The 25,109-nt window shown below is 69.0% G+C and carries 25 protein-coding genes; 14 read left to right on the forward strand and 11 right to left on the reverse strand.

Annotated elements, in window-relative coordinates; all coding sequences use genetic code 11:
• Window positions 1-12: 12 nt before the first annotated feature.
• The 7 genes from IG196_RS26890 (at window position 13) to IG196_RS26920 (ending at window position 9,677) form a co-directional block, all read left to right on the forward strand.
• Window positions 13-1,401 carry a DUF1254 domain-containing protein gene (locus IG196_RS26890; protein WP_192193749.1) on the forward strand — a complete coding sequence of 463 codons (1,389 nt, stop codon included), beginning with the start codon at window positions 13-15 and terminating at the stop codon, window positions 1,399-1,401.
• Between the two features lie 5 nt (window positions 1,402-1,406).
• Entirely contained in the window at window positions 1,407-2,741 is a 1,335-nt protein-coding gene (locus IG196_RS26895; RefSeq protein ID WP_192193750.1) for a DUF1254 domain-containing protein, read from the forward strand.
• Complete coding sequence (locus IG196_RS26900; protein ID WP_192193751.1) at window positions 2,738-4,024, forward strand: alkyl sulfatase dimerization domain-containing protein; 1,287 nt, start codon at window positions 2,738-2,740, stop codon at window positions 4,022-4,024. Before IG196_RS26895 ends, IG196_RS26900 begins: the two co-directional genes overlap by 4 nt.
• Window positions 4,025-4,049: 25 nt before the next feature.
• Window positions 4,050-5,048 (forward strand): Bug family tripartite tricarboxylate transporter substrate binding protein, encoded by a 999-nt coding sequence (locus IG196_RS26905; RefSeq protein ID WP_192193752.1) that lies wholly within the window; start codon window positions 4,050-4,052, stop codon window positions 5,046-5,048.
• 136 nt (window positions 5,049-5,184) lie between these two features.
• Window positions 5,185-6,147 (forward strand): helix-turn-helix domain-containing protein, encoded by a 963-nt coding sequence (locus IG196_RS26910; protein ID WP_192193753.1) that lies wholly within the window; start codon window positions 5,185-5,187, stop codon window positions 6,145-6,147.
• 69 nt (window positions 6,148-6,216) lie between these two features.
• Window positions 6,217-8,526 (forward strand): primary-amine oxidase, encoded by a 2,310-nt coding sequence (tynA, locus tag IG196_RS26915; protein ID WP_192193754.1) that lies wholly within the window; start codon window positions 6,217-6,219, stop codon window positions 8,524-8,526.
• Window positions 8,523-9,677: a serine hydrolase domain-containing protein gene (locus IG196_RS26920; RefSeq protein ID WP_192193755.1), complete on the forward strand. Its 1,155-nt coding sequence runs from the start codon at window positions 8,523-8,525 to the stop codon at window positions 9,675-9,677. Before tynA ends, IG196_RS26920 begins: the two co-directional genes overlap by 4 nt.
• A 35-nt stretch (window positions 9,678-9,712) precedes the next feature.
• Here IG196_RS26920 and IG196_RS26925 read toward each other — a convergent pair whose 3' ends face one another.
• The 4 genes from IG196_RS26925 to ruvA all read right to left on the reverse strand — a co-directional run bounded on the left by IG196_RS26925 (window position 9,713) and on the right by ruvA (window position 13,462).
• Complete coding sequence (locus tag IG196_RS26925) at window positions 9,713-11,119, reverse strand: aldehyde dehydrogenase family protein (protein WP_225616815.1); 1,407 nt, start codon at window positions 11,117-11,119, stop codon at window positions 9,713-9,715.
• Between the two features lie 130 nt (window positions 11,120-11,249).
• A complete protein-coding gene (locus IG196_RS26930; protein ID WP_192193756.1) occupies window positions 11,250-12,245 on the reverse strand; it encodes a helix-turn-helix domain-containing protein in 996 nt (331 codons plus the stop codon).
• On the reverse strand, window positions 12,242-12,862 hold the full coding sequence (locus IG196_RS26935) for a hypothetical protein (protein WP_192193757.1): 621 nt from the start codon (window positions 12,860-12,862) through the stop codon (window positions 12,242-12,244). The genes IG196_RS26930 and IG196_RS26935 overlap by 4 nt, the downstream gene beginning before the upstream one ends.
• A gap of 27 nt (window positions 12,863-12,889) precedes the next feature.
• Entirely contained in the window at window positions 12,890-13,462 is a 573-nt protein-coding gene (ruvA, locus tag IG196_RS26940) for a Holliday junction branch migration protein RuvA (RefSeq protein WP_056577514.1), read from the reverse strand.
• A 20-nt stretch (window positions 13,463-13,482) separates the two neighbouring features.
• Here ruvA and IG196_RS26945 point away from each other — a divergent pair, with 20 nt between their 5' ends.
• From IG196_RS26945 to IG196_RS26955, 3 genes are read left to right on the forward strand one after another with little or no spacing between them, the layout of a single operon-like run.
• Entirely contained in the window at window positions 13,483-14,433 is a 951-nt protein-coding gene (locus IG196_RS26945) for a PhoH family protein (protein WP_192193758.1), read from the forward strand.
• A gap of 1 nt (window position 14,434) precedes the next feature.
• On the forward strand, window positions 14,435-14,902 hold the full coding sequence (gene ybeY / locus IG196_RS26950) for an rRNA maturation RNase YbeY (RefSeq protein ID WP_095947949.1): 468 nt from the start codon (window positions 14,435-14,437) through the stop codon (window positions 14,900-14,902).
• 14 nt (window positions 14,903-14,916) lie between these two features.
• The gene (locus IG196_RS26955; protein WP_225616816.1) at window positions 14,917-15,531 is read left to right on the forward strand and encodes a class I SAM-dependent methyltransferase; all 615 of its coding nucleotides are present in this window, start codon (window positions 14,917-14,919) and stop codon (window positions 15,529-15,531) included.
• On the opposite strand, the gene dtd is transcribed toward IG196_RS26955, so the two are convergent.
• Both dtd and IG196_RS26965 read right to left on the reverse strand, forming a co-directional pair.
• A complete protein-coding gene (gene dtd, locus IG196_RS26960; RefSeq protein WP_192193760.1) occupies window positions 15,503-15,946 on the reverse strand; it encodes a D-aminoacyl-tRNA deacylase in 444 nt (147 codons plus the stop codon). The genes IG196_RS26955 and dtd overlap by 29 nt on opposite strands.
• Window positions 15,943-16,857 (reverse strand): cation diffusion facilitator family transporter, encoded by a 915-nt coding sequence (locus IG196_RS26965; protein ID WP_192193761.1) that lies wholly within the window; start codon window positions 16,855-16,857, stop codon window positions 15,943-15,945. Before IG196_RS26965 ends, dtd begins: the two co-directional genes overlap by 4 nt.
• 151 nt (window positions 16,858-17,008) lie before the next feature.
• Between IG196_RS26965 and IG196_RS26970 the strand changes: the two genes are divergently transcribed.
• On the forward strand, window positions 17,009-17,503 hold the full coding sequence (locus tag IG196_RS26970; protein WP_225616817.1) for a FecR domain-containing protein: 495 nt from the start codon (window positions 17,009-17,011) through the stop codon (window positions 17,501-17,503).
• Between the two features lie 4 nt (window positions 17,504-17,507).
• Complete coding sequence (locus tag IG196_RS26975) at window positions 17,508-18,122, forward strand: OmpA family protein (RefSeq protein WP_192193763.1); 615 nt, start codon at window positions 17,508-17,510, stop codon at window positions 18,120-18,122.
• A gap of 53 nt (window positions 18,123-18,175) precedes the next feature.
• On the opposite strand, the gene tyrS is transcribed toward IG196_RS26975, so the two are convergent.
• Window positions 18,176-19,408: a tyrosine--tRNA ligase gene (gene tyrS / locus IG196_RS26980; protein ID WP_192193764.1), complete on the reverse strand. Its 1,233-nt coding sequence runs from the start codon at window positions 19,406-19,408 to the stop codon at window positions 18,176-18,178.
• Window positions 19,409-19,567: 159 nt separating this feature from the next.
• Here tyrS and IG196_RS26985 point away from each other — a divergent pair, with 159 nt between their 5' ends.
• Window positions 19,568-20,914 carry a M23 family metallopeptidase gene (locus tag IG196_RS26985; protein ID WP_192193765.1) on the forward strand — a complete coding sequence of 449 codons (1,347 nt, stop codon included), beginning with the start codon at window positions 19,568-19,570 and terminating at the stop codon, window positions 20,912-20,914.
• A gap of 17 nt (window positions 20,915-20,931) precedes the next feature.
• Window positions 20,932-22,080, forward strand: coding sequence for an anhydro-N-acetylmuramic acid kinase (locus tag IG196_RS26990; protein WP_192193766.1), 1,149 nt, complete (start codon window positions 20,932-20,934; stop codon window positions 22,078-22,080).
• A 6-nt stretch (window positions 22,081-22,086) separates the two neighbouring features.
• Here the strand turns inward: IG196_RS26990 and mdtD are convergent, their stop codons facing one another.
• The 4 genes from mdtD to rplM all read right to left on the reverse strand — a co-directional run bounded on the left by mdtD (window position 22,087) and on the right by rplM (window position 25,014).
• Window positions 22,087-23,520, reverse strand: coding sequence for a multidrug transporter subunit MdtD (mdtD, locus tag IG196_RS26995; protein ID WP_192193767.1), 1,434 nt, complete (start codon window positions 23,518-23,520; stop codon window positions 22,087-22,089).
• Window positions 23,521-23,614: 94 nt separating this feature from the next.
• A complete protein-coding gene (erpA, locus tag IG196_RS27000; RefSeq protein ID WP_056577477.1) occupies window positions 23,615-23,980 on the reverse strand; it encodes an iron-sulfur cluster insertion protein ErpA in 366 nt (121 codons plus the stop codon).
• A gap of 197 nt (window positions 23,981-24,177) precedes the next feature.
• Window positions 24,178-24,570, reverse strand: a complete 393-nt coding sequence (gene rpsI / locus IG196_RS27005) for a 30S ribosomal protein S9 (RefSeq protein WP_056577474.1) — start codon at window positions 24,568-24,570, stop codon at window positions 24,178-24,180.
• 12 nt (window positions 24,571-24,582) lie between these two features.
• Window positions 24,583-25,014, reverse strand: coding sequence for a 50S ribosomal protein L13 (rplM, locus tag IG196_RS27010; RefSeq protein WP_056577471.1), 432 nt, complete (start codon window positions 25,012-25,014; stop codon window positions 24,583-24,585).
• Between the last annotated feature and the right edge of the window lie 95 nt (window positions 25,015-25,109).

The following is a 25,109-nucleotide window of genomic DNA, read 5'->3' on the forward strand; positions in this document are numbered from 1 at the left end:
GAGGTCTTTCTCATGAACGCTCCCGTCTCCGCTCCCGACATCGCCGTCGCCCGCAAGGCGCTCGCCCGCTCCATCGGCCTGGCCGCCTTCGTCTACGGCTATCCGCTCACCGAGACCTACCGCACCTGCGCCATGCAGACTGCGCCGCGCGCCGAACGCCGCAGCGGCGCCTCGGCCGGCTCCGACGTGCGCGCGCCGATGAACACGCTGCACCACGCGCCGCGCCCGTCCACCGACCAGGACCGCGACGTGGTCACGCCCGCCAACGACCTGCTCTACACCATGGCCTGGCTGCACCTGGCCGACGGGCCGATGCTGCTCACGGTGCCGGCGGCGTCGCGCCATCCGGGGCGCTACTTCGTGCTGCCGCTGTACGACGCCTACACCGAGAACTTCGAGAACCTGGGCCCGCGCAACTGCAACCCCGAAGGCGAAACCGTGGTGCTCGTGGGCCCCGGCGGCACCGTGCCCGAATCGCTCGCCGCCCACCGCGTGGTGCGCTGCCCGACCAACCTGGTCTGGCTCATCGGCCGCATCCTCGTGGGTGATGAAAGCGACTGGCCGGCAGCGCGCGCGCTGCAGTCGGAGATCCTGCTCGCGCCCGCACCCGGCACCGTGCTGCAGGGCCGCCCGGCTGCCATCGCGCAGTGGGCCGGCCCGCACGAAGACGCCATGGCCGCCGCCTTCGAGCACGGCGAGTCGGCCGCAGAAGTGGCGCCGCGCTTCTTCACCAACGTCTGTCATGCGCTGGCCGAGGCGCCGGGCCGCGTGGAAGACCGCGGCCTCGTCGCGTGGTTCGGCCAGGGCGGGCTGCTGGCGAACGCCGCGTTCTCGTGGGACGCGCTCGAAGCACCGCTGCGCGAAGGCCTCATCGAAGGCTTCGCCGAGGGCGTGCAGCTGGTCGGCGCGGTGGGCCGCAACCGCCGGCCCAAGCCCTGGTCGATGACGCCGGCCACCGGCCGCTACGGCAACGAGTTCCTCGGCCGCGCGCGCACCGCCTACCTGGGCCTGGGCGCGCTGGCCACCAGCGAGGCGGTGTACGCCGCCGCGCACCACGACGCGAAGCAGGAGCCGCTGGACGGCCTGCACCGCTATGCGATGCGCTTCGAGGCCGGCGACCTGCCGCCCGCGGACGCCTTCTGGTCCGTCACGCTGTACGACACCGACCGCTTCCTCTACCCCAACGAGATCCGCCGCCACGCCATCGGCGACCGCACGCCCGGCCTGAAGCGCGCCGCCGACGGCAGCCTCGAGCTGGTGGTGAGCCACGCGCGCCCCGCCGATGCCGCCAACTGGCTGCCCGCGCCGGCCGGGCGCTTCTACCTGATCCTGCGCATGTACTACCCGCGCGAAGGCGTGCAGAGCTGGCGCATCCCGGCCTTGCAGGCACAGCAGGGCTGAGCACGATGCAGCCGCACACCGACACCCTTCAAGCCGTGGCCGAAGAGGCCGTGGTCTACGCCTACCCGCTCTACGAGATGTGCCGCATGCGCGCGGCCACCTCGCCGCAGCGCACCGATGCCGCCGGCGAGGCGCCGCGACCGCAGCGCTGGTGCAACGTGTTCACGCATGCGCGCCAGCTGCTGCGCGCGGGCAAGAGCCGCGTCGTCACGCCGAACAACGACACGCTCTACACCAACGCCTGGCTCGACCTGGGCGACGGCCCGCTCGTGATCGACGTGCCCGACACCGCCGGCCGCTACTACGTGCTGGGCCTGCTCGACTTCTTCACCAACCCCTTTGCCCACCTCGGGCAGCGCCTCACGGGCACGGCGGCGCGCTCCTTCGTGGTCACGCCGCCGGGATGGCGCGGCACGCTGCCCGCCGCCTTCGACGCACCGGGCGCGCGCATCGAGGCGCCCACGCGCTGGCTGTGGATCATCGGGCGCCTGCTGGTCGACGGCCCGCAGGACGTGCCCGCCGTCAACGCGCTGCAGGACGGCTTTCTCGTGCGCACGCTGGCCGACTGGCAGGCCGGCCGCGCCTCGGCGCCGCGCGCCTTCGATCCGGCCTGCGATCCGAAGGCACCGCTCACCGCCGATCACTTCGCCGCGCAGGTGAACGCGGCGCTGCGCGACAACGCGCCGCCGGCCGGCGATGCGGCGCGGCTCGCGCGTTATGCCGCGCTCGGAATCGGCGCCGGCGCAGGCGCGCTCGACGAAGGCCAGCGCGCCGCGCTGCAGGCCGCGCTCGACACCGTGCTGCCGCGGCTGCGCGAGGCGCAGTCGGGCCGCACCACGGCCTCGGGCTGGGTGCAGATGCCGCTGGTGGAAGGTTCCTTCGGCGACGACCACCTGGCGCGCGCGCTGGTCGCGCTCAAGTACATCGGCATGCTCGAAAGCCGCGAGGCCACCTACCCCATGGCCTGGCACGACGCCGCAGGCGAGCCGCTCACCGGCCAGCGCCGCTACACACTGCGCTTCGCGCCCGACGCGCTGCCGCCGGTCGACGCCTTCTGGTCGCTCACGATGTACGACACGCGCGACTACATGCTGGTCGACAACCCGATCGACCGCTACGCCATCGGCGACCGCACGCCGGGCCTGCGGCGCGATGCGGACGGCGGGCTCACGCTGCACATCCAGCACGCGCGTCCCGAAGGCGACGCCGCACTCGCCAACTGGCTGCCGGCGCCCGAAGGCAGCTTCTACCTCTGCCTGCGCGCCTACGTGCCGCGCGCCGAACTGCTCGACGGCCGCTACCTGCTGCCGCCCCTCACCGTCACCAAGGATTCCGCATGACCACCACCGTTGAAAAACCCAAAGCAGCAGCAGAAGAAGAAGAAGAAGAAAAGCCCTTCCTCATCGTCGGCTCCGGCACCGAGACCGTCGCGCCGGGCCTGCACATCCTGCGCGGACAGGGGCAGTCGTTCGTGGCCGAGACCGACGCGGGCCTGGTCGTGATCGACGCCGGCCCGGGCGGCTCGGTGACGCAGGGCATGATCGATGCGCTGCGCCAGCTCAGCGACGCGCCGGTGCATGCGCTGTGCTTCAGCCACGGCCACATCGGCTACAACGCCGGCGTGCCGATGTGGCTGGCCCATGCCGCCGCGCGCGGCGATGCACCGCCGCGGATCATTGCGCACCGCCACGTGCCGCGCCGCCTGGCGCGCTACGGCGAAACACTGGCCCTGCAGCACCGCATGGCCGAGATCCAGTTCAACCGCCCCCCGGGCTTCTTCGACCACCGGCTGGTGACGCACCCGCCCACCGAGACCTTCGACGACGTGCTGCAGATCGGCAGCGGCGAGCGTCGCATCGAGCTGCGCTGGGCGCCTTCGGAAACCGACGACGCGATCGCGCTGTGGAGCCCGGCGCAGCGCGTGCTGTACGGCGGCGCGGCGCTGATCGATTCGATTCCCAACATCGGCACGCCCTTTCGCACCATGCGCGACACGGTGCGCTGGGCCGACACGCTGGAGGCGCTGGCGGCATTGAAGCCGCGCAAGGCAGTGCGCGAATTCGGCGCCACGCTCGAAGGCGAAGACCAGGTGCAGCGCGTGCTCGGGCACACGGCCCGTGCGCTGCGCTGGCTGCGCGCCGAGGTGGTGCGGCTCATGAACGAAGGGCTCAACGAGCGCGACATCCTGGCGCGCATCCGCTTTCCCGACGAGCTGTTCGCGGTCGACTGGATGAAGCCCACCTACGGCGACCCCGGCTACATCGTGCGCGACATCTACCGCTCGGAGAACGGCTGGTGGGACCGCAACCCGACCTCGCTGCACCCGGCGGCGCCCGAGGCCATCGGCCGCGCGGTGGCCGACGCCATCACCGACAAGCGCGGCGTGATCGACCAGGCACGCAAGCTGGCCGCAGCCAAGCAGTGGCAGCTCGCGCTGCATGTGATCGACCTGCTCGCCACCGCCGAGGGCGACGCGCTGGAGATCGCCGAGGCGCGTTCGCTCAAGGCCGAATGGCTGCGCGAGCGTGCGCGCGAAGTGCCCAGTTACGTCTCGCGCAACCTGTACCGCGTGGGCGCGGACATGATCGAACAAGGCACGCAGGCGCGCTTCGGCATCCGCTGAAGCCTTTCCATCGGAGACACGGACCATGACAACCACACAACAACACTTTCGCTTCGGCCTGCGCACGCTGGTCGCCTGTTCCCTGGCTGCTCTGGCCGTTGCCAGCCATGCACAAGCCGACAGCAACTACCCCGACAAGCCCGTGACGCTGGTGGTGCCCACCGCACCGGCCGGCGGCACCGACACCATGGCGCGGATCATCGGCGACGGCCTGGGCAAGATCCTGAAGCAGCCCTTCGTGGTCGACAACCGCCCGGGCGCCAACGGCATCCTCGGCAGCGAGGTGGTCGCGCGTTCCACGCCCGACGGCTACCGGCTGCTGTTCACCTACGCCGCGACGATGGTGGTGAACCCCAGCCTCTACAAGAAGCTGCCCTACGACCCGCTGAAAGACTTCGTGCCGATCGCGCAGGTCGGGCGCGGCGGCAACCTGCTGCTGGTGCGCAAGGACCTGCCGGTGAAGACGATCCAGGAGTTCGTCGCCTACGCCAAGGCGCGGCCCGACAAGCTCAGCTACTGCTCGTGGGGCAACGGCTCGGGCGGCCACCTGGCGATGGAAAGCCTCAAGAAGCAGGCCGGCCTCGTGATGACGCATGTGCCCTACAAGGGCAGCGGCCCCTGCGTGCAGGACCTCGTGGGCGGCCAGGTGGATGCGGCGTTCGCCGACATCTCCTCGACCGTGGAGATCGTGCGCGCCGGCCGCATCCGGGCGCTGGCCAACAGCGGCCCCTCACGCATCCCGATGCTGCCCGACGTGCCGACCATGACCGAGAGCGGCTACCCCTTCACCACCTACGCCTGGTACGGCCTGATGGCGCCGGCCAAGACGCCGCCGGCGATCGTGAAGAAGCTCAACGAGGCCGTGAACCAGGTGCTGCGCGACCCCGCGGTGGTGCGCCGCATGTACGAGCTGAACTTCAACGACCTGCCGCAGAACACGCCCGACCAGTTCGCCACCACCATCCGGAACGACCTGCGGGACTGGGGCGCGCTGGTGAAGGACATCGGCCTGACGCTCGAGTGAACACTTGAGCGGGCCTGAGCCGGCCTGACCAAGGGTAAGCAACGTGGTCGGCCGGCGGCGCTTCCCACACACTGCGCGCTGACAGGCACGGTTTCTGCTCATCGGCTGGGCGATGGCAACTGCGCCAGCGCGCACCATGACCGAGCTTCTTCATTTCAGCCGACAACTCACCGCCGAAGCCCAGGCCCAAGCCTCGGGCGTGGGCAGCTGGAAGCAGCACTACGAGCAGCTGTCGAACGGCCGCTTCGAGGGGCTGTCCGAAGACCTGCACCTGGATTTCGTGCAGGTGTTCCATGAACACGCCAACCAGACGGTGCTGCAGCACGGCCACGGCCGCCCGGGCGCCCTGTGCCTGGCCGTGATCGACGTGACCGCCCCGGGCAGCTGGTACTGCGGCCATGACCTCGACGGGCGGCGGCTGATTGCGCTGTCGCCGCAGCGCGAGTTCGAGCTGCTGGCCGGTGCCGGCATGGACCTGATGGCCGTGTGCGTCGACACCGAGCCGCTGGCCGACCTGGCCGCCACGCTGTTCGGCCCCGACTTCGCGCTGCGCATGCCGGTGCCCGCGCCGGTGCAGCACCCCGGTTTCGACGAAACCGCCTTCACCCGCTTGCTGGGCGCCGCCCTGTCGCTGGCGCGCGACAACCTCGCGCAGCTGGAGCAGCCGGCCGCGCGCCACATGCTGTCGCTGTCGCTGGCCGACGCGGTGCTGCAGTGCATGGGCTCGGAGGCCTTCGAGGCCCGGCTGCCCGCCAGTTCGGCGGCGCGCCGCCACATCGTGGCGAAGGCGCGCGAGTACATGCAGGCGCACGCCGACGAGCCCATCAGCGTGCCCGACCTGTGCGCGGCCACGGGCGTGTCGCGCCGCTCGCTGCAGTACGCCTTCGAGGACGTGCTGCACCTGAGCCCCGTCACCTACCTGCGCGTGATGCGCCTGAACCGCGTGCGCTGCGAAATGCAGGCCTGCCGTGACGACACCATCGGCGACATCGCCGCGCGCTGGGGCTTTTGGCACCTGTCGCGCTTTGCCATCGACTACGCGCGCCTGTTCGGCGAACTGCCATCGGCCACGCGCGCGCGATGGTTTGCCAAATCTTGATAACGCCTGCGTCGGCGGCGCTCTTAACTTCGCGGTTGTCCACCACAACACGCGAAGAAGGATGCAGCCATGCGCAGCAGTTTCCACCGAACGCCGGTCCGCGGGGCCGCGCGGCGTCTCCTGGGCACCGCCCTGGCCACCGCGTTGGCGCTCGCCCTCGGCACCCTGAGCACTGAGCCGGCCCGGGCCCACGGCGGCGCGGCCCACATGGTGCCGCTGAAAAAAACGGTGGAAGACTTCGGCGGCACGCTGCGCTGGGACAGCTTTGCCAACGTGTTCACCGTGGCGCGCAACGGCACGCTGGTGCGCCTGAAACCCGGCTCGAAGACGGCGCTGGTCAACGGCCAGCCGATGCAACTCGACGTGCCCGTGACCCTGCGCAAGGGCGCGGCCTACGTGCCGCACGACTTCGTGAACCAGGTGTTCCAGTCCAGCCTGGACACCACCTTCGTGGTCGAGCGCGTGCCCAACCCGCTGAACCCGCTCACCGAGGCCGAGATCAAGACCGCGCTCGAGGTGTTGAAGGCCTCCGGGCGCTACAAGGCCGGCCTGCGCTTCACCGAGATCAGCGTGAAGCGCCCGCCCAAGGACGAGGTCTGGAACTTCGCGCTCACCGGCCAGCCCGTGCGCGCGCCACGCCAGGCGGCCTTCGTGGCGCTCGACGGCAAGAAGGTCATCGAGGGCTCGGTCGATCTGGCGGCGCGCACGCTCACCGCGTGGAAGCCCATCGAGGGCGCGCACGGCATGGTGCTGCTGGACGACTTCGCCACCGTGCAGACCGCCATCGAGGCCAGCGCCGACTACGCCAAGGCGCTCGCCACGCGCGGCATCGCCGACGTGAAGAAGGTGGTCGCCACGCCGCTCACCGTGGGCTACTTCGGCGGCAAGGATTCGCTGCGCCAGGAAGACCGCCTGCTGAAGGTGGTGAGCTACCTGGACGTGGGCGACGGCAACTACTGGGCGCACCCCATCGAGGGCCTGGTGGCGGTGGTCGACCTGGAGCAGAAGAAGGTCATCAAGATCGAGGACGGCGGCCTGGTGCCCGTGCCGCTCAAGCCCACGCCCTACGACGGGCGCGACCGCGCGGCCACGCCCGCGCCCAAGCCGCTGGAGATCACCGAGCCCGAGGGCAAGAACTACACGATCACCGGCCACACGATGCACTGGCGCAACTGGGACTTCCACGTGCGGCTCGACTCGCGCGTGGGCCTGGTGCTGTCCACCGTCACGTACAACGACAAGGGCACGAAGCGCAAGGTGATGTACGAAGGCTCGCTGGGCGGCATGATCGTGCCCTACGGCGACCCCGACACCGGCTGGTACTTCAAGGCCTACCTCGACTCGGGCGAGTACGGCATGGGCACGCTCACCTCGCCCATCGAACCGAACAAGGACGCGCCGCAGAACGCCGTGCTGCTGGACGCCACGCTGGCCGACTACACCGGCGCCCCCACCAAGGTGCCGCGCGCCATCGCGGTCTTCGAGCGCTATGCCGATCCCGAGTTCAAGCACCAGGAGATGGGCAAGCCCAACATCAGCACCGAGCGGCGCGAGCTGGTGGTGCGCTGGATCAGCACGGTGGGCAACTACGACTACCTGTTCGACTGGGTGTTCGCCGAGAACGGCACCATCGGCATCCACGCGGGCGCCACCGGCATCGAGGCCGTGAAGGGCGTGAAGGCGCGCACCATGCAGGACCCCACGGCCGCCGAAGACACGCGCTACGGCACGCTGCTGGACCACCACATCGTCGGCACCACGCACCAGCACATCTACAACTTCCGCCTCGACCTCGATGTGGACGGCGAGCAGAACACGCTCACCGAGGTCGACCCCGTGGTGCTGCCCAACACGCGCGGCGGCCCGCGCACCAGCACCATGCAGACGGTGCAGCGCACGGTGCGCACCGAGCAGCAGGCGGCGCAGAAGTTCGACCCCTCGACCATCCGCCTGCTGAGCAACCCGGCGAAGAACAACAAGGTCGGCAACCCGGTGTCGTACCAGCTCGTGCCGTACGCGGGCGGCACGCACCCGATTGCCAAGGGCGCGAACTTCGCGAAGGACGAGTGGATCAACCACCGCCTGAGCTTCATGGACCGCCAGCTCTGGGTGACGCGCTACGACCCCGAAGAGCTGTTCCCCGAAGGCAAGTACCCGAACCGCTCCAACAAGGACACCGGCCTGGGCCAGTTCACGGCCGACAACCAGGAGATCGTGAACACCGACAACGTGGTGTGGCTCACCACCGGCACCACGCACGTCGCGCGCGCCGAGGAGTGGCCGATCATGCCGACCGAGTGGGTGCATGCGCTGCTCAAGCCCTGGAACTTTTTCGACGAGACGCCGACGCTGGGGCTGAACCGGCCGGCTGCGAAATGAGCGCCGCGAACGACGCGGCCATCGGCCGCTACGAAGACCTGATGACGCTGCCGCCCGCGCTGCAGGCGCCGACCTACCGCCACATGGACCGGCTCTACGCGACGCGCGCGATCCGGCGCGGCACGCACGTGCATCCGCTGCCCGAAGGCACGCCGATCGATGCGCAGCGCTTCGGCATCGACGGCTTCATGGCGCGCAACCACACGGCCGGGCTGCTGGTGCTCAAGGACGGCGACGTCGTGCTCGAGCGCTACGCCATGGGCAACGACGCGGCGACGAAGTGGCTGTCGTTCTCGGTCGCGAAATCGCTGACCTCCACGCTGGTCGGCGCGGCTGTGAAAGACGGCCACATCGCCAGCCTCGACGACCCGGTCGTGCGCTACCTGCCCGCGCTGCGCGGCTCGGCGTATGACGAAGTCACGGTGAAGCAGGTGCTGCAAATGAGCTCGGGCGTGGCCTGGAACGAGGACTACCTCGACGCCGACTCCGACCGGCGCCAGCTGATGCGCGTGCAGCTCACGCGCGAAACGGGCGCGGTGCTGACGTTCATGGCGCAGCGCCCGCGCGTGGCGCCGGCGGGCACGCGCTTCAACTACAGCACCGGCGAGACCTGCCTCGTCGGCGAGATTTTAGCCAGCGCGATCCGCCGGCCGATCAGCGACTACCTCTCGCAAAAGATCTGGGCGCCCTTCGGCATGGAGGCCGACGCCTACTGGCAGCTCGATGCGGTCGATGGCCAGGAGTTCACCGGCAGCGGCGTGAACGCGACGCTGCGCGACTTCGGGCGCTTCGGCCTGTTCGTGCTCGGCGGCGGCGTGGCCGGCGGCCAGCAGGTGCTGCCCGACGGCTGGATGGCCGACGCCACGCGCGTCGACGCGGCCAGCCACCTCGCGCCCGGCACGCTCGCGGGCTTCGAACCGATGGGGTACGGCTACCAGTGGTGGACCTTCCCGACCGGCGCGAAGGCGCTGCCAGAGCTCGACGGCGGCCTGTTCGCCGCGCTCGGCATCTTCGGCCAGCAGATCTACATCCACCCCAAGGAACGGCTCGTGGTCGCGATCCACAGCACGTGGCCAGCGCCGATCCATCCGCCGAGCCTGGTCGAGACCGATGCGCTGCTCGGCGCATTGACCGCCGCGCTGCGCAACTAACCAGAGCGTGGCGGGTGCCACGCTCTGGACTTTCCTCAGGAGAAGATCACCTGCGCGTCGGTGTACTCCTTCAGCCCTTCTTCCGCGAACTCCACGCCGAGCCCCGAGGCCTTCACGCCGCCGAAGGGCGCGTTGGGCTGGATGGCGCCGTGCTTGTTGATCCACACCGAGCCGCACTCCAGGCGTGACGCGATGCGCTTGGCGTGTTCGATGTCCTTCGACCACACGGAACCGCCGAGGCCGTTCTCGCTGTCGTTGGCGGCACGGATGGCGTCTTCGACATCGGTGTAGCGGATGATGGGCAGCGCGGGACCGAACTGTTCTTCGTCGACCAGCGCATCGCCGTTCTTCAGGCCTGCAACGATCGTCGCGGGGAAGAACAAGCCCTCGCCGGGCTCGCCGCCGGTGAGCAGCTGGCCCTTGGTCTTCGCGTCGGCCACGAGCCGCGCGACCTTGTCGAACTGCATGCGGTTCTGCACCGGGCCGAGCACGTTCTTCTCGTCCATGCCGTCGCCCATCGGCACCTGCTTGGCAAAGGCCGCGAGGTGCTCGCACACGTCGTCGTGGATGCTGGCGTGCACGTACAGCCGCTTCATGGCCGCGCAGGTCTGGCCGTTGTTGAGGAACGCGCCCCAGAACAGGCCTTCGGCGATGGCCTTGGGGTCGGCGTCGGGCAGCACGATGCCGGCGTCGTTGCCGCCGAGTTCGAGCGTGAGCCGCTTCATCGTGCTGGCGGCCGACTGCATCACCTTCTTGCCGGTGGCGCAGGAGCCGGTGAACACGATCTTGCGGATGACCGGGTCGCTCGCCATGTCGGCGCCGAGGTTGGAGGTGCGGTCGTCGCAGCTCACGCTGTTGACCACGCCTTCGGGCAGCACCTCGTTGAGCAGCTCCACGAAGCGCAGCGTGGCCAGCGGCGTGTACGGCGAGGGCTTGATGACGACCGTGTTGCCCGTGCGCAGCGCCGGCAGCACGTGCCAGACGGCAATCAGCACGGGGAAGTTCCACGGCGTGATCGAGCCGACCACGCCCACGGGCTTGCGGAAGATCTGGACGTGGCCCTGCGCGTTGTCCTGCAGCACACGCGGCGGCAGCGACAGCGCCGCGGTGGCGCCGGCCCAGGCCGCGGCGCCGCCCAGCTCCCAGCGCGAACCCAGGCCGTTGAGCGGCTTGCCCTGCTCCAGCGTGAGCAGGCGCGCCAACTCCTCGGCGTGCGCGCCGATCTTCTCGCTCACGGCGCGGCAGGCCGCGGCCAGTTCGTCGTCGGATTGGCGCGACCAGCTCGTGAAGGCTTTTTGCGCGGCGGCCACGGCGGCGGCGAGGTCGTCGCGCGAACCGTTCGGCGCGGTGCCGATCACCTGGCCATTGGCGGGGTTGCGCACTTCGAAGGAAGCCGTGCCTGGCACTGCGCGACCGCCGATCGTCATTCTTGTCTCTTGCATTGCTTTGTCCTTGTAGGTTGACGCTGGAACGCGCCGCCGCAGGGCGGGCGCGCAGGTCAATGTAGGAAAAGCAGAGGCCGGCGTCTTGGAGCCAGACGTCAGTGAATGGACTCAGGCGTCAGTCAATCGATCAATGCGTCAGCGGACCGAGCGCGAGGCGTCCCGGCGGCACGCCGTAGCGTTTGCGGAACTCGCGGTAGAAGAACGACAGGTCGTTGAAGCCGCAGTCGTAGGCAACCTCCGCGATGGCCGGCGCGGGCCCGCCGCGGCGTGCTGCGGCATCGAGCGCGGCACGCGCCGCCGCCAGCCGCGTGTCGAGGATGTGGCGGCTCGGCGAAACACCCAGCGCCTCGAAGGCCCGCTGCAGCAGCCGCGGCGACACGCCCAGGTGCCGCGCCAGCTCGCCCGCGTGGAAGGCCGGATCGTGGAACTGCAGCGCCACGTGGTCCATCGCGCGGCGCAGCACGCCCTCTCCGGCATTGCGCGACAGCAGCGCGGGCGCCTGCCGCGCGCGCTCGACCAGCACCGAACCGAACACGCCGAGAAAGGCTTCCACGAGGTGGTCGTCGTCGGACTGCCCGCTGTCGAGCATGCGCGCGAGGATGGCGCGCATCGCAAAGCCCAGTGCGTCGCCGCGCCGCACGCACACGCCGCCCTGCAGCGTGGGGCCGAAGCGCGCGAGCATGTCGGCGCGCGGCAGGTGCACCGACACCTGCTGCGAGCTGGCGCCGTCGTAGACGAACTCCGAGGGCCGCGCCGAATCGATCAGCACGATGTCGCCGGCCTGCACCGCGATCTGCTGCGCACCGTGGCACATGAGCGCGCCGCCGTGGTCCTGGAACACGAGGAAGAAATGTTCGCGGTCGTCGCGCCGGATGGCCTGCGCATCGCGGTGCACACGCTGCAGGTTCTGGCCGATGAGCGCCACGTCGACCCCGCCGGCGCGCCGCACCTCGATGCCGCCCGACACGGTCTGCTGGCGCGGCATGGGCACGGGCGTGAAGTTGCCGCACACGGCCTGCAGGCGCGGGCCGACGAGCTCGAACGGCATCTCGGCGCGCATCAGCGGCGTGAGGGGGCCGCCGGTCATGCTTGAAGACAGCGGGGCGAAAGAGGAAGCGCTCACGGGGTGTCTCCTTGCAACGCATGTTCGCCGGGCTTCCAGGGGCCCAGAGCCATCCCGGTCTTCCACAGCTTGAGTGCGCCCGGCAGTATGGCGCGGCTGCCGATCTTTGCCACGCCCTGCTTGCGGATCTCGCGGTTCAGGCGCGACGAGAAGGCGGTGATCTTGCCGAAGTCCCAGGCGCCGACGTCGCCCATCTCGCTCACCGTGCCCGACCAGGCCTGGGCACGCTTCAGTGTGTTGTGGTTGGTGTGGGAGTCCTCGAGCCGCGCGTCGCCCTCGGACAGCGCGCCCAGGTACAGCTGCACCAGGCCCCAGCCGTCGGCGCTGTAGCGGAAGGTGGCGCCATCGCAGGCCTTCGGGTCGAGCGCGACGCGGCGAGGCTCGAAAGGCGGCCCTGCCCCGCGCACGTAGAGCTGCAGGTGCACCGCGCGCCACTTCCTGCCATTGGGATAGCGCCGCTCGAACTGCGCCAGCACCTCGGCGGCCGAATGGAAGCGTTTCAGGGGTTGGCCGAAGTCGGAGCCCAGTTCATGGACCTCGCAGCTGCCTTCGGCCAGCAGCCACGTGAGCAGGCCCTCGTGGTCTTCGGGCGTGGCGTAGAAGTCGCAGTTCGGCATGTCGTGCCTGCCTTCGATGGCCCGCGGTTACTTCGCCAGGGCTTTCAGTGCCATCTTGATGCCGTCGCTCACGCTCGCATCTTTCGGCAGCGCCTTCAGCGCGAGCGCGGCTTCCTTGTCGCTGTAGCCCAGCGCCACCAGCGCCTGCAGGATGTCGGCCTGCGCGTCGGACGCGGCATGCGCCGGCAGGCCGATGTCGGCGCCCAGCTTGCCCTTGAGCTCCAGCAGCAGCCGCTCGGCGGTCTTCTTGCCGATGCCCGGGATCTTCACGAGCCGGCCCAGCTCCTGCGTGGTGATGGCCTGCGCCAGCTCGCCCACGCTCATGCCCGAGAGCAGGCCCAGCGCGGTGCGCGGGCCCACGCCGGTGATCTTGATGAGCTGGCGGAAGGCCGCCCGCTCCTCGGCGGTGCCGAAGCCGTAGAGAATCTGCGCATCCTCGCGCACGACGAAGTGCGTGAGCAGCGACACCTTCGCGCCGACGTTCGGCAGGTTGTAGAACGTGCTCATCGGCACGTCGACCTCGTAGCCGACGCCGTTGCAGTCCACCACCACCTGCGGGGGATTCCGCTCTGCCAGCGTGCCGGTCAGTTTGCCTATCATGGGTGCCCTTTTTCCTTGAAATGTCCGGCGTGATTCTGCGACACACCTTTACCCCCCTGAACAATTCGCGCCTCGGCCACCTGTGCGGCCCGCTGGATGCGCACCTGCGCCGCATCGAGGACGCCCTGGGCGTGAAGATCGCGCACCGCCACGAGCAGTTCAAGGTCGACGGCCCCAAGGCCACCGCGCAGCGGGCCATGGAGGTGCTGCAAGCGCTCTACGAGATCGCCCAGCGCGCCATCGACCCGGCCGTGGTGCAGCTCACGCTGGCCGGCGACGGCTCGATGAGCGACGAGGACGCAGCCATGCTGGTCACGCGCCGCGCCGACCTGCGCGCGCGCACGCCCACGCAGGCGCTGTACCTGGACAACATCGCCAAGCACGACATCACCTTCGGCATCGGCCCGGCCGGCACCGGCAAGACCTACCTGGCCGTGGCCTGCGCGGTCGATGCGCTGGAGCGCGCGGCGGTGCAGCGCATCGTGCTCACGCGCCCGGCCGTCGAAGCGGGCGAGCGCCTGGGCTTTCTGCCAGGCGACCTGACGCAGAAGGTCGACCCCTACCTGCGCCCGCTGTACGACGCGCTGTACGACCTCATGGGCTACGAGAAGGTGCAGAAAGCCTTCGAGCGCAACGTGCTCGAGATTGCGCCGCTGGCCTTCATGCGCGGACGCACGCTGAACAACGCCTTCGTGATCCTCGATGAGGCGCAGAACACCTCGGTGGAGCAGATGAAGATGTTCCTCACGCGCATCGGCTTCGGCGCCAAGGCGGTGGTGACGGGCGACGTGAGTCAGATCGACCTGCCCAAGCACCAGCTCAGCGGCCTGATCGACGCCGAGCGCGTGCTCAAGCGCGTGGCCGGCATCGCCATCACGCACTTCACGAGCGCGGACGTGGTGCGCCACCCGCTGGTGGCGAAGATCGTCGATGCCTACGACGGCCAGCGCAAGCGCGCGGGAGGCCACTGAGATGGCGGCCTCGTTGCTTCCCGCCCTGTCGCTGTCGCTGCAGTTCGGCCGCTTCAAAGGCGTGGAGCGCCACCGCGCCGCGCTCCCGCGCCACAGCGTGAACCGCTGGATTCGCCACGCGCTGGACATCGACGGCGAGATCACCGTGCGCATCGTCGATGCCGAAGAAGGCCAGCGCCTGAACCGCGAGTTCCGCGGCAAGGACTACGCCACCAACGTGCTCACCTTCGACTATGCGCAGGGCCCGGTCGTGATGGCCGACTTGGTGCTGTGCGCGCCCGTGGTGGCGCGCGAGGCGAAGGAAAACCGCAAGACGCTCGCCGCGCACTACGCGCACCTGCTGGTGCACGGCACGCTGCACGCGCAAGGGTGGGACCACGAGACGAGCGACGCCGACGCAGACGAGATGGAAGCGTACGAAATCGAGATCCTCGCGGGCCTGGGCATTCGCAGCCCGTACGGGCGCTGACAGGGGCCGCGGCAGTGCAGGACACCGATCCCTGGTTGGTGCGCTGGCTGCCGCTGCTGCGCGAATGCGCTGGCGACAGGCCGGTGCTCGAGCTGGGGTGCGCAGCCGGTCGCGACACCGCCACGCTGGTCGAAGCCGGCTTGGACGTGGTGGCGATCGAGCTGTCGTCCGACGCCTTGGCGCAGGCGCGGCAACGCGTGCCGGTGGGCGCCGAGTTCCACTGCGGCGATTTCCGCGAGGCGTGGCCGCTCGCGGAGGGCGCCACGGTCGGCGCCGTGCTCGCCAGCCTGTCGCCGCACTACTTCGCGTGGGACGAGACGCTGGCGCTGGTGCGACGCATCCACCGCGTGCTGCAGCCGGGCGGCGTGCTGTTGTGCCGCCTCAACTCGGTCAACGACCTGCACCACGGCGCGCGCGGCCCGTTGGACAGCGCCCGGGACGAAGACTTCTTCTACACGGTGGACGGCATCCCCAAGCGCTTCTTCGACCGCGCCGCGGTCGAGCGGCTGTTTGCCGACGGCTGGCAGCTGCAGCACCTCGAAGAGGTGCGCGTGCTGCGCTACGACGAGCCGAAGGTGGCGTGGGAGGCCGTGCTCCGGCCTACGCCGTCATCTGCAGCGGGATCGTGACCGGCCCGTCGTTCAGCAGGTGCACCTGCATGTCGGCACCGAACTCGCCGGTCGCCACCACGGGATGCGCGCCGCGCGCCTGCGTCACGAAGTATTCGTAGAGCCGCCGGCCTTCGTCGGGCGGCGCCGCGAGCGTGAAGCTGGGGCGGTTGCCGCCGCTCACGTCGGCGGCCAGCGTGAACTGGCTCACGACCAGCAGGCCGCCGCCGATGTCCTGCACGCTGCGGTTCATCTTGCCGGCCTCGTCCGAGAAGATGCGCAGCTTGAGGATCTTGGCGAGCAGGCGGTCGGCCACGCTGTCGACGTCGCCGCGTTCGGCGCACAGCAGCACCAGCAAGCCGGCCTCGATGGCGCCGACGGTCTGGCCTGCGATGTCGACGCGCGCGTGCGCCACGCGCTGGAGCACGGCTTTCATGAATGGTGGTTCTCGAGTCGGGTGGCGCGCGCTTCCATGGTGAGCGGCAGCAGTTGGATGGTCACGCGCAGGCCGGGCACGGCATCCATGAGCGACTGTTCCAGCTCGTCGCGCAGGTTGGCGGCGCGCTGCAGGGTCCAGTCGCCGGGCACGTGCATGTGCAGGTCGGCAAAGCGGCGCTGGCCGGCACCGCGCGTCACCATGTCGTCGAAGCGCAGCCGGTCGCCCTCGGCATGGTTTGCGGCGAAGGCGTCGAGCGTGGCGCGCACGGTGGCGATCGTCTCGGCATCGAGTGCCTCGTCCATGAGGCCCTGCGAGGAGCGCCACACGAGCTTGAAGCCCTCGCGCACGATGTTGAGCGCCACGCCGATGGCGATCAGCGGGTCGAGCCAGAGCCAGCCGCTGAAATGCACGGCCACGATGCCGACCAGCACGCCGACCGAGGTCCAGACGTCGGTCATCAGGTGGCGCCCGTCGGCCTCCAGCGCAATGGAGCGGTGCGCCCGCGCCGCGCGGAACAGCACGAACGCCAGCGCCGCGTTGAAGCCCGAGCTGATCACCGACAGCGCCAGGCCCCAGCCCAGCTGCTCGAGCGGTTGCGGCGCCATCAGCCGCAGCACCGACACCCACAGGATGGCGATGGCCGCGGCCACGATCAGCAGGCCCTCGAAGCCGGACGAGAAGTACTCGGCCTTGTGGTGGCCGTAGGGATGGTCCTCGTCGGCCGGGCGCTCGGCGATGGTCACCATGGCCAGCGCGAACATGGCGCTCGCGAGGTTGACGCACGACTCCATGGCGTCCGAAATGAGGCCCATCGAATTCGTCAGGTAGCCGGCCCAGCCCTTCAGGAGGATGGTGAGCAGGGCCACCGCGACAGAGACGCGAAGCAGCGTTTTAGGGGTCAACGTCATGCAGAAAGAACAAGATCAGGTAAAAAGGGCCTGTGCGGGCGGGCATTACGTCGCAGGAATCGGCTGAATTATCAGCCGCGTGACCATATGTAACGCCTTCGCCTTAATATTTGCGCTCATTGCGAAGCAATCAGTCACAGAGAGGCAAATGATGAAGAACTTTTTGACCGCAGCCCTCGGGCTCGCCATCGTCGGCGCAGCCACCCTGGCCCAGGCCCAGGCCCAGGCACCCGCTGCGGCGCCCGCAGCCGCAGCAACGCCCCAGCAGGCCGGGTTCGTGAAGTCGGTGCGCGGCAGCGTCCAGCTGCTCGACGGCGCCGGCGCCACGCGCAACGCAGCCCCCGGCGACGCGCTGGGCGCGGTCGATCGCATCGTGACCGGCCCGGATTCGTCGGCGGCCGTCGTGCTGCGCGACAACACCACGCTGATGGTCGGCCCGTCCTCGCGCATGGACCTGAAGGAATTCCACTTCGACGGCACCACCCGCGACGGCGGCATGCTCGTGTCGCTGCTGCGCGGCTCGATGCGCATGATCACCGGCCTCATCGGCAAGACCAACCCCGACGCCGTGCGCGTCGAAACCCAGACCGCCACCATCGGCATTCGGGGCACGGACTTCATCGTGCAGACCGACGGCCAACCCTGAAAAGATGCAGACACTGTTACGCCGCTCCTCCCTTCTTCTTGCGACCACGGTCGCCCTGTTTCTAGCCGCCTGCTCCACGCCGGGCACGCGCGTGGTGCTGCTGCCCCAGGCTGACGGCACGCCCTCCGCCGTGGTGGTGCGCGCCAAGGACGGCGAAGAAGTGCTTTCCAAGCCCTACCAGCGCGCCACGGCCGCCGTGGGCAAGAGCGGCGCACCGGTGGTCGACCAGGCCGATGCAGCCAAGGTCCAGGCCGAGAACAAGCCCCTGTTCGACATGCGCCCGCCGCCTCCGCAGCGCTACACGGTGTTCTTCGAGGTGGGCACGGCCACGCTGACGGCGGCGTCGCAGCAGATCATGACCGAGGCGTTGACCGCCGCGCTGGCCCGCAGCGGCGGCGACATCGTCGTGACCGGCCACACCGACACCAAGGGTGCCGGCGAGCAGAACGACCAGCTGTCGCGCCGCCGCGCGCAGGAAGTGGTGCAGCTGTTCGTGGAGCGCCAGTTCCCGGCCGCCCGCATCGAGGCCGTGGGCCGCGGCGAACGCGACCTGGCCGTGCCGACCGCCGACGACGTGGACGAGCCGCGCAACCGGCGCGTGACCATCGAGGTCCGCTGACCCCACGCTGCTGACCCCCATTGAAAAAGGCCCCGAGGGGCCTTTTTTGTCGATCAGCTCAGGGTCACCCGCGCAAACTTGCGCTTGCCGACCTGCACCACGTAACTGCCCGCGGGCAGTTTCAGGCCCTTGTCGGACACCACGACCGAATCGACCCGCACGCCGCCGCCGTCGATCAGGCGATTGCCCTCGCCCGACGACGCCGCCAGGTTGGCCTGCTTGAGCAGCTGGCCGATGCCCAGCGGGGCACCGCTCAGCGCCACCTCGGGAATCTCGTCGGGCACGCCGCCCTTGCTGCGGTTGATGAAGTCCTGCTCCGCCGCATCGGCCGCCGCGGCGCTGTGGAAGCGCGCGGTGATTTCCTTGGCCAGCGCGACCTTGGCGTCCTTTGGGTTGCGGCCACCGGCGATCTCGGCCTTCAGCGCCTCGATCTGCGCCACCGACTGGAAGCTCAGCAGCGTGTACCAGCGCCACATCAGCGTGTCGGAGATCGACAGCACCTTGGCGAACATGCTGTTGGCGTCTTCGCTGATGCCGATGTAGTTGCCCTTGCTCTTGGACATCTTCTCGACGCCGTCGAGCCCTTCGAGCAGCGGCATAGTGAGTATGCACTGCGGCTCCTGGCCGTATTCCTGCTGGAGATGACGGCCGACGAGCAGGTTGAACTTCTGGTCCGTGCCGCCCAGCTCGAGGTCGCTTTCGAGCGCCACCGAGTCGTAGCCCTGCATCAGCGGGTACAGGAACTCGTGCACCGAGATCGACTGGCCGGCCTTGAAGCGCTTGTTGAAGTCGTCACGCTCCATCATGCGCGCCACCGTGTACTTGGCCGCCAGCTGGATCATGCCGCGCGCGCCCAGCGGATCGCTCCACTCGGAGTTGTAGCGGATCTCGGTCTTCGACTCGTCCAGCACCAGCTTGGCCTGGGCGAAGTAGGTTTCGGCGTTGGCGCGGATCTGCTCGGCCGTGAGCGGCGGGCGGGTGCTGTTGCGGCCCGAGGGGTCGCCGATCAGGGAGGTGAAGTCGCCGATCAGGAAGATCACGCGGTGCCCCAGGTCCTGGAGCTGGCGCATCTTGTTGAGCACCACCGTGTGTCCGATATGAATATCCGGTGCGGTCGGGTCCAGGCCCAGCTTGATGCGCAGCGGCTTGCCGGAGGCTTCCGCCTTCTGGAGCTTCTTCACCCACTCGTCCTGCGGCAGCAGCTCGTCAGCGCCACGGAGGGATATTTCGAGGGCTTGTCTTACACCATCCGAGAGGCTGGTGGATGTAACAGATTCGGCGTTCATGGGCTTTTTTGGCGGTTTTTCCGGTGGCCGAAGCTATACTCAGCCCGACTTTCAAGCGCCGGATTCTAAGCGGCGCTTTTTTCCGCACCGTCTCCTGCCGCCCTGAACGCACTGGGCCTTGCAGCACGGACCTGCAGAACCTGAGTTGGAATCCACAGTTTGATCAACGGCATTCTTGCCGCCGAGGAGCTTCTCGCTTCTCGCGTGGCCTATACATTCCGGACGTACCCCAAGCAGATCACCGCGGCGATCGCTGCGATGCTGCTCAGCGCCGGCACCCTCGCGGTCGCCTCGCTCGGTCCCGACGCGTCCGACCTCCCCATCCAGCAAGTGCTCGAAGCCACCGCGCCGGTGTCTTTCGCCGACCAGTCGGCGTCGCTCGAGAACTTCAGCTTCACGCTGTTCCGCACCGACGTCTCGCGTTCGAGCGACACGGCCGAGGGGCTGATGAAGCGCCTGGGCATTTCCGACCCCGCCGCCACCGCCTTCGTGCGCGGCAACGCCGAAGCGCGCATGGCGCTGTTCGCGCGCGTGGGCCGCACCGTGACGGCCGAAGCCACGCAGGAAAACCAGCTCGAGAAGCTCAGCGCCCGCTGGATTCCTGATGCTGACGGCGGCTTCAAGCGTTTTGTCGTCGAGCGCACGCCCACCGGTTTTGTCGCCCGCACCGAGCGCGACATGCTGACGCCGGGCACGCGCCTGGCCAGCGGCATCATCCGCAGCTCGCTGTTCGCCGCCACCGACGACTCGCGCATTCCCGACGCCGTGGCGAGCCAGCTGGCCGACATCTTCGCGGGCGACGTCGACGTGCGCTCGCTGCGCAAGGGCGACCGCTTCGCCGTGGTCTACGAGACCTTCGAAGCCGACGGCCAGGCGCTGCGCAGCGGCCGCGTGCTCTCGGCCGAGTTCGAGAACAACGGCAAGATTCATCAGGCGGTCTGGTTCCAGCCCCCGGGCGCGGGCCAGAAGGGCAGCTACTACCGTCCGAACGGCGACAGCCTGCGCAAGGCCTACTTGGCCACGCCGGTCGAGTTCTCGCGCGTGTCCAGCGGCTTCGCGATGCGCATGCACCCGATCTTGAACAGCTGGCGCCAGCACAACGGCATCGACTACGCGGCGCCCACGGGCACCGCGGTGCGCACGGTCGGCGATGGCACGGTCGATTTCGCCGGCACGCAAAGCGGCTACGGCAACATCGTCATCATCAACCACCGCAACAACCAGCAGACGGCCTACGCCCACCTGAGCCGCATCAACGTAAAAGCCGGCGAGAGCGTGAGCCAGGGCCAGACCATCGGCGCCGTCGGCTCGACCGGCTGGGCCACGGGCCCGCACCTGCACTTCGAATACCGCGTCGGCGGGGCCTACCAGGACCCGACCACGATCGCGCAAGAAGGCGGCGCGCCGATCACCACCGCCCTGCGTCCGGCCTTCGAACGCATCGCCGTGGGCGCCCGCACCGAGCTGGCAGCCGCCTTCTCGGTGATCCAGGCCAGCGCCGACTGAGCCTCGCTCCCCAGGGCATGGCCGCCGCACCGCAGCAGCCGCAGCAACGCTTCATCGGCCTGATGTCGGGCACCTCGCTCGACGGGGTCGACGGCGTCATTGCCGATTTTTCCGACGACGGCCACCTCGCGGTGATCGGCCATGCCAGCGCCGACTTTCCCGCCCCGCTGCGCGCCGAGCTAATGGCGCTCAACACCCCCGGCGACAACGAACTGCACCGCGCCGCCCTGGCCGGCAACGGCCTGGCGCGGGTGTATGCCGACGTGGTCGCGCAGCTGCTGGCCAGCACCGGCACCGCCCCGAAAGCCGTCACCGCCATCGGCGCCCACGGCCAGACCGTGCGCCACCGGCCGCTCGACTTCGACGGCACCGGCTACACGCTGCAGATCAACAACCCCTCGCTGCTGGCCGAACTGAGCGGCATCGACGTGGTCGCCGACTTCCGCAGCCGCGACCTCGCGGCCGGCGGCCAGGGCGCCCCGCTGGTGCCGGCCTTTCACCAGGCGCTGTTCGCCCGGCCCGACGCGCCCGTCGCGGTGCTGAACCTCGGCGGCATCTCCAACCTGAGCCTGCTGCCCGCCACGAACGCGCCGGCGGGCACTGCGCCCCTGCTGGGCTTCGATTGCGGCCCCGCCAACGCGCTGATGGACCACTGGTGCCAGCGCCACCTCGGCCAGCCCTTCGACCGGGGCGGCCAGTGGGCGGCCAGCGGGCGCGTGCTGCCCGAGCTGCTCGCCCGGCTGCAGGCCGAACCGTATTTCGCCAAGGCACCGCCGAAGAGCACGGGGCGCGATTTATTCCATCCGGACTGGCTGGCCGGCCATCTGGGCACGGCCGCGTGGGCGCCTGCCGACGTGCAAGCCACGCTGGCCGAGCTGACCGCGAGCACCTGCGCGGTGGCCCTGAACAGCTATCAAAAAGAGAGCGCCTTGCTGATCGTCTGCGGCGGCGGCGCACTCAACGACCACCTCATGGCTCGCCTGCGCGCCCTGCTGCCCGGCGTGCAGGTGCAGGCGTCGTCCGAACACGGCCTGCCGCCCCAGCAGGTCGAGGCGGCCGCCTTCGCGTGGCTGGCCCGGCGCACCGTCCGGCGCGAACCCGGCAACCTCGCGAGCGTGACCGGCGCGCGCGGGGCGCGGGTGCTCGGCGCGATCTACCCCGCCTGAATTGCGTCAGCCCTGGCCGGAAACTTCCGGCTGCGCAGGCTGCGCCGCCCGCACTTCCGCGGGCAAATGCCAGAAGATCAACGCCGAAGCCACCGTGATGAGCCCCATCGTCGCGAACGTGGCCTGGAACGCATCGAGCGTCTGCACCGGCGTCGTGGTGCCGAACACGCCGTTGTAGCCCGCCAGCACCGCGCCGGCCGCGGCCACACCCAGGCTCATCGCCAGCATCTGCACCATCGACAGCAGGCTGTTGCCGCTGCTGGCCATGCCGCCGTCGAGGTCCTTCAGGGTGATCGTGTTCATGGCCGTGAACTGCAGCGAGTTGACCGCGCCGAACACCAGCAGCTGCAGCAGGTGCAGCGCCACCGGCTGCCCCGGCGCCGTGAGGCCGAAGCTGGCCATGGTGCAGCCGACCAGCACCGTGTTGGCCACCAGCACGCGGCGGTAGCCATGGCGCGTGATCAGCGGCGTGGCAAAGCGCTTCATCGCCATGCCGGCCAGCGCGACCGGCAGCATCATCAGCCCGGCGCGCACCGGCGAGTAGCCCATCGACACCTGCAGCAGCAGCGGCACCAGGAAGGGCATGCAGCTGCTGCCCAGGCGCGAGAACAGGTTGCCGAGCAGGCCGATGCTCAGCGTCGGAATGCCGAACAGGGCGGGCGAGAACAGCGGTTCGGGCGTGCGCGCCGCGCGCAGCCAGTAGGCGACCACGGCGGCGAAGCCGAAGATCAGCACGGCCATCACCCCGCCCTGGCGCAGCCCGAGCCCCGACACGCCGTCGACCGCCAGCGAGATCGCCACCATGCCGAAGGCCAGCAGCGCGTAGCCCACGCTGTCGAAGCGCTTCTGGATGGCGCCGCGCAGGTCGGGCATGTAGCGCAGTGTGGCGATGCAGCCCGCCAGCCCCACCGGCACGTTGATCAGGAAGATCCAGTGCCAGGAGGCGTACTGCACCAGCCAGCCGCCCAGCGTGGGGCCCAGCAGCGGCCCGATGAGCCCCGGAATCGCCACGAAGCTCATCGCCTGCAGGAACTCGCCGCGCGGCACCGTGCGCAGCAGCGCCAGGCGCCCCACAGGCAGCAGCAACGCCCCGCCCAGGCCCTGCACCACCCGCGCCGCCACGAGCTGCCCCAGCCCCTGCGAGAGCGCGCACAGCACCGAACCGGCCGCGAACAGCACGATGGCGCAGAAGAAGATGCGCCGCGTGCCGAAGCGGTCGGCGATCCAGCCCGAGGCCGGGATCAGCATCGCCATCGTGAGCGCGTAGGCCACCACCACCGACTGCATGCGCAGCGGGCTCTCGCCCAGGCTGGCGGCCATCGCGGGCAGCGCGGTGTTGATGATGGTGGCGTCGAGCGTCTGCATGAAAAAGCCGACGGCCACGAGCCACAGCAGGCTCTTGCGGGACGGGTCGACGGGGACGGCAGTTTCAGAGCTCATCGTGAAGGCGCGGATTCAGATGGAAAAGCGACAGGCAGCAAAAAGCCGCCCGGAGGCGGCTTTTTCGAGGGGGCTGGTCAGCAGCATCCAGGCATCAGGCCGAGAAGCTGGAGCCGCAGCCGCAGGTGCTGGTGGCGTTCGGGTTCTTGATGACGAACTGGGCGCCCTGCAGGTCTTCCTTGTAGTCGATCTCGGCGCCGAGCAGGTACTGGTAGCTCATGGCGTCGATCAGCAGCGACACACCGTTCTTGGTCATGGTGGTGTCGTCTTCGTTGGTGATCTCGTCGAAGGTGAAACCGTACTGGAAGCCCGAGCACCCGCCACCCTGCACGAACACGCGCAGCTTCAGGTCGGGATTGCCTTCTTCGGCGATCAGATCGGCGACCTTGGCGGCCGCGCTGTCCGTGAAGACGATCGGCTCGGGCATCTGGGTCTGGATGTTTTCGGCAACAGCGCTCATGGGGTGAAACTCCTTGGGGGGCCGCTGTGGCGGCCAATGGGACGAATGCTACTGCAATGCCGCATTTTCGGCAGGCCGACTGTGGCGAGCACCCATCGAAAGTGGGGTCGAACGCCGCATCCGCCAAGGGCACCTGGGGAACGCGGCCACGAAAAAGCCGCCCGAGGGCGGCTTCTTGTCTCGCAACGAGCAGGGGATCAGCGCTTGCTGAACTGCTTGCGGCGACGGGCGGAGTGCAGACCGACCTTCTTACGCTCGACTTCACGCGCGTCACGCGTCACGAAGCCGGCTTGGCTCAGGACGGGCTTGAGCGTTGCGTCGTAGTCGATCAGGGCACGGGTGATGCCGTGGCGCGTGGCGCCGGCTTGACCCGATTCGCCGCCGCCATTCACGTTGACCATCACATCGAAAGCTTCGAGGTTGTTGGTCAGCGCCAGGGGCTGCTTGGCGATCATGATCGAGGTTTCACGGCCGAAGAACGCTTGGATGTCCTTGCCGTTGACCGTGATCTTGCCGGTGCCTTTTTTCAGAAACACACGGGCGACGCTGGATTTGCGACGGCCGGTGCCATTGTTCCATTCACCAATCATTCTCAAGGCTCCTTACAGTTCCAGCACTTTGGGCTGTTGGGCGGTATGCGGGTGCTCAGCGCCACCGTACACCTTGAGTTTCTTGATCATCGCGTAACCAAGCGGGCCCTTGGGCAGCATGCCCTTGACAGCCTTTTCCAGGGCACGGCCCGGGAACTTGTTCTGCATGTCGCGGAAGTTCGTCGCCGTGATACCGCCCGGGTAGCCCGAGTGACGGTAGTACACCTTGTCGATCGACTTGGCGCCGGTGACGCGCAGTTGCGCGGCGTTGATGATGACGATGTAGTCACCGGTATCGACGTGAGGCGTGTAAATGGCCTTGTGTTTGCCGCGCAAACGGAGAGCAACTTCGCTGGCTACTCGTCCGAGGACCTTGTCGGTCGCGTCAATCACAAACCACTCGTGCGTCACGTCAGCGGGCTTGGCGCTGAACGTTTTGGTCATGAGTTTTTCTCTTCAAAAGAGGGTTTGGCGAGCCCTTTTCCACGGTCGGCGTTCCTCTGATGGGAATCTCTTAGGTGGGTTTGCACGCCTGCCCG

This window comes from Variovorax sp. 38R (assembly GCF_014843395.1).
GTDB lineage: Bacteria > Pseudomonadota > Gammaproteobacteria > Burkholderiales > Burkholderiaceae_C > Variovorax > Variovorax paradoxus_H.

Excerpts from the sequence above, each read along its gene's own strand:
- IG196_RS26890 (WP_192193749.1), top strand. The coding sequence starts at position 13 with ATGAACGCTCCCGTCTCCGCTCCCGACATCGCCGTCGCCCGCAAGGCG.
- IG196_RS26895 (WP_192193750.1), top strand. The coding sequence starts at position 1,407 with ATGCAGCCGCACACCGACACCCTTCAAGCCGTGGCCGAAGAGGCCGTG.
- IG196_RS26900 (WP_192193751.1), top strand. The coding sequence starts at position 2,738 with ATGACCACCACCGTTGAAAAACCCAAAGCAGCAGCAGAAGAAGAAGAA.
- IG196_RS26905 (WP_192193752.1), top strand. The coding sequence starts at position 4,050 with ATGACAACCACACAACAACACTTTCGCTTCGGCCTGCGCACGCTGGTC.
- IG196_RS26910 (WP_192193753.1), top strand. The coding sequence starts at position 5,185 with ATGACCGAGCTTCTTCATTTCAGCCGACAACTCACCGCCGAAGCCCAG.
- tynA (WP_192193754.1), top strand. The coding sequence starts at position 6,217 with ATGCGCAGCAGTTTCCACCGAACGCCGGTCCGCGGGGCCGCGCGGCGT.
- IG196_RS26920 (WP_192193755.1), top strand. The coding sequence starts at position 8,523 with ATGAGCGCCGCGAACGACGCGGCCATCGGCCGCTACGAAGACCTGATG.
- IG196_RS26925 (WP_225616815.1), bottom strand. The coding sequence starts at position 11,119 with ATGCAAGAGACAAGAATGACGATCGGCGGTCGCGCAGTGCCAGGCACG.
- IG196_RS26935 (WP_192193757.1), bottom strand. The coding sequence starts at position 12,862 with ATGCCGAACTGCGACTTCTACGCCACGCCCGAAGACCACGAGGGCCTG.
- ruvA (WP_056577514.1), bottom strand. The coding sequence starts at position 13,462 with ATGATAGGCAAACTGACCGGCACGCTGGCAGAGCGGAATCCCCCGCAG.
- IG196_RS26945 (WP_192193758.1), top strand. The coding sequence starts at position 13,483 with ATGTCCGGCGTGATTCTGCGACACACCTTTACCCCCCTGAACAATTCG.
- ybeY (WP_095947949.1), top strand. The coding sequence starts at position 14,435 with ATGGCGGCCTCGTTGCTTCCCGCCCTGTCGCTGTCGCTGCAGTTCGGC.
- dtd (WP_192193760.1), bottom strand. The coding sequence starts at position 15,946 with ATGAAAGCCGTGCTCCAGCGCGTGGCGCACGCGCGCGTCGACATCGCA.
- IG196_RS26965 (WP_192193761.1), bottom strand. The coding sequence starts at position 16,857 with ATGACGTTGACCCCTAAAACGCTGCTTCGCGTCTCTGTCGCGGTGGCC.
- IG196_RS26970 (WP_225616817.1), top strand. The coding sequence starts at position 17,009 with ATGAAGAACTTTTTGACCGCAGCCCTCGGGCTCGCCATCGTCGGCGCA.
- IG196_RS26975 (WP_192193763.1), top strand. The coding sequence starts at position 17,508 with ATGCAGACACTGTTACGCCGCTCCTCCCTTCTTCTTGCGACCACGGTC.
- tyrS (WP_192193764.1), bottom strand. The coding sequence starts at position 19,408 with ATGAACGCCGAATCTGTTACATCCACCAGCCTCTCGGATGGTGTAAGA.
- IG196_RS26990 (WP_192193766.1), top strand. The coding sequence starts at position 20,932 with ATGGCCGCCGCACCGCAGCAGCCGCAGCAACGCTTCATCGGCCTGATG.
- mdtD (WP_192193767.1), bottom strand. The coding sequence starts at position 23,520 with ATGAGCTCTGAAACTGCCGTCCCCGTCGACCCGTCCCGCAAGAGCCTG.
- erpA (WP_056577477.1), bottom strand. The coding sequence starts at position 23,980 with ATGAGCGCTGTTGCCGAAAACATCCAGACCCAGATGCCCGAGCCGATC.
- rpsI (WP_056577474.1), bottom strand. The coding sequence starts at position 24,570 with ATGATTGGTGAATGGAACAATGGCACCGGCCGTCGCAAATCCAGCGTC.
- rplM (WP_056577471.1), bottom strand. The coding sequence starts at position 25,014 with ATGACCAAAACGTTCAGCGCCAAGCCCGCTGACGTGACGCACGAGTGG.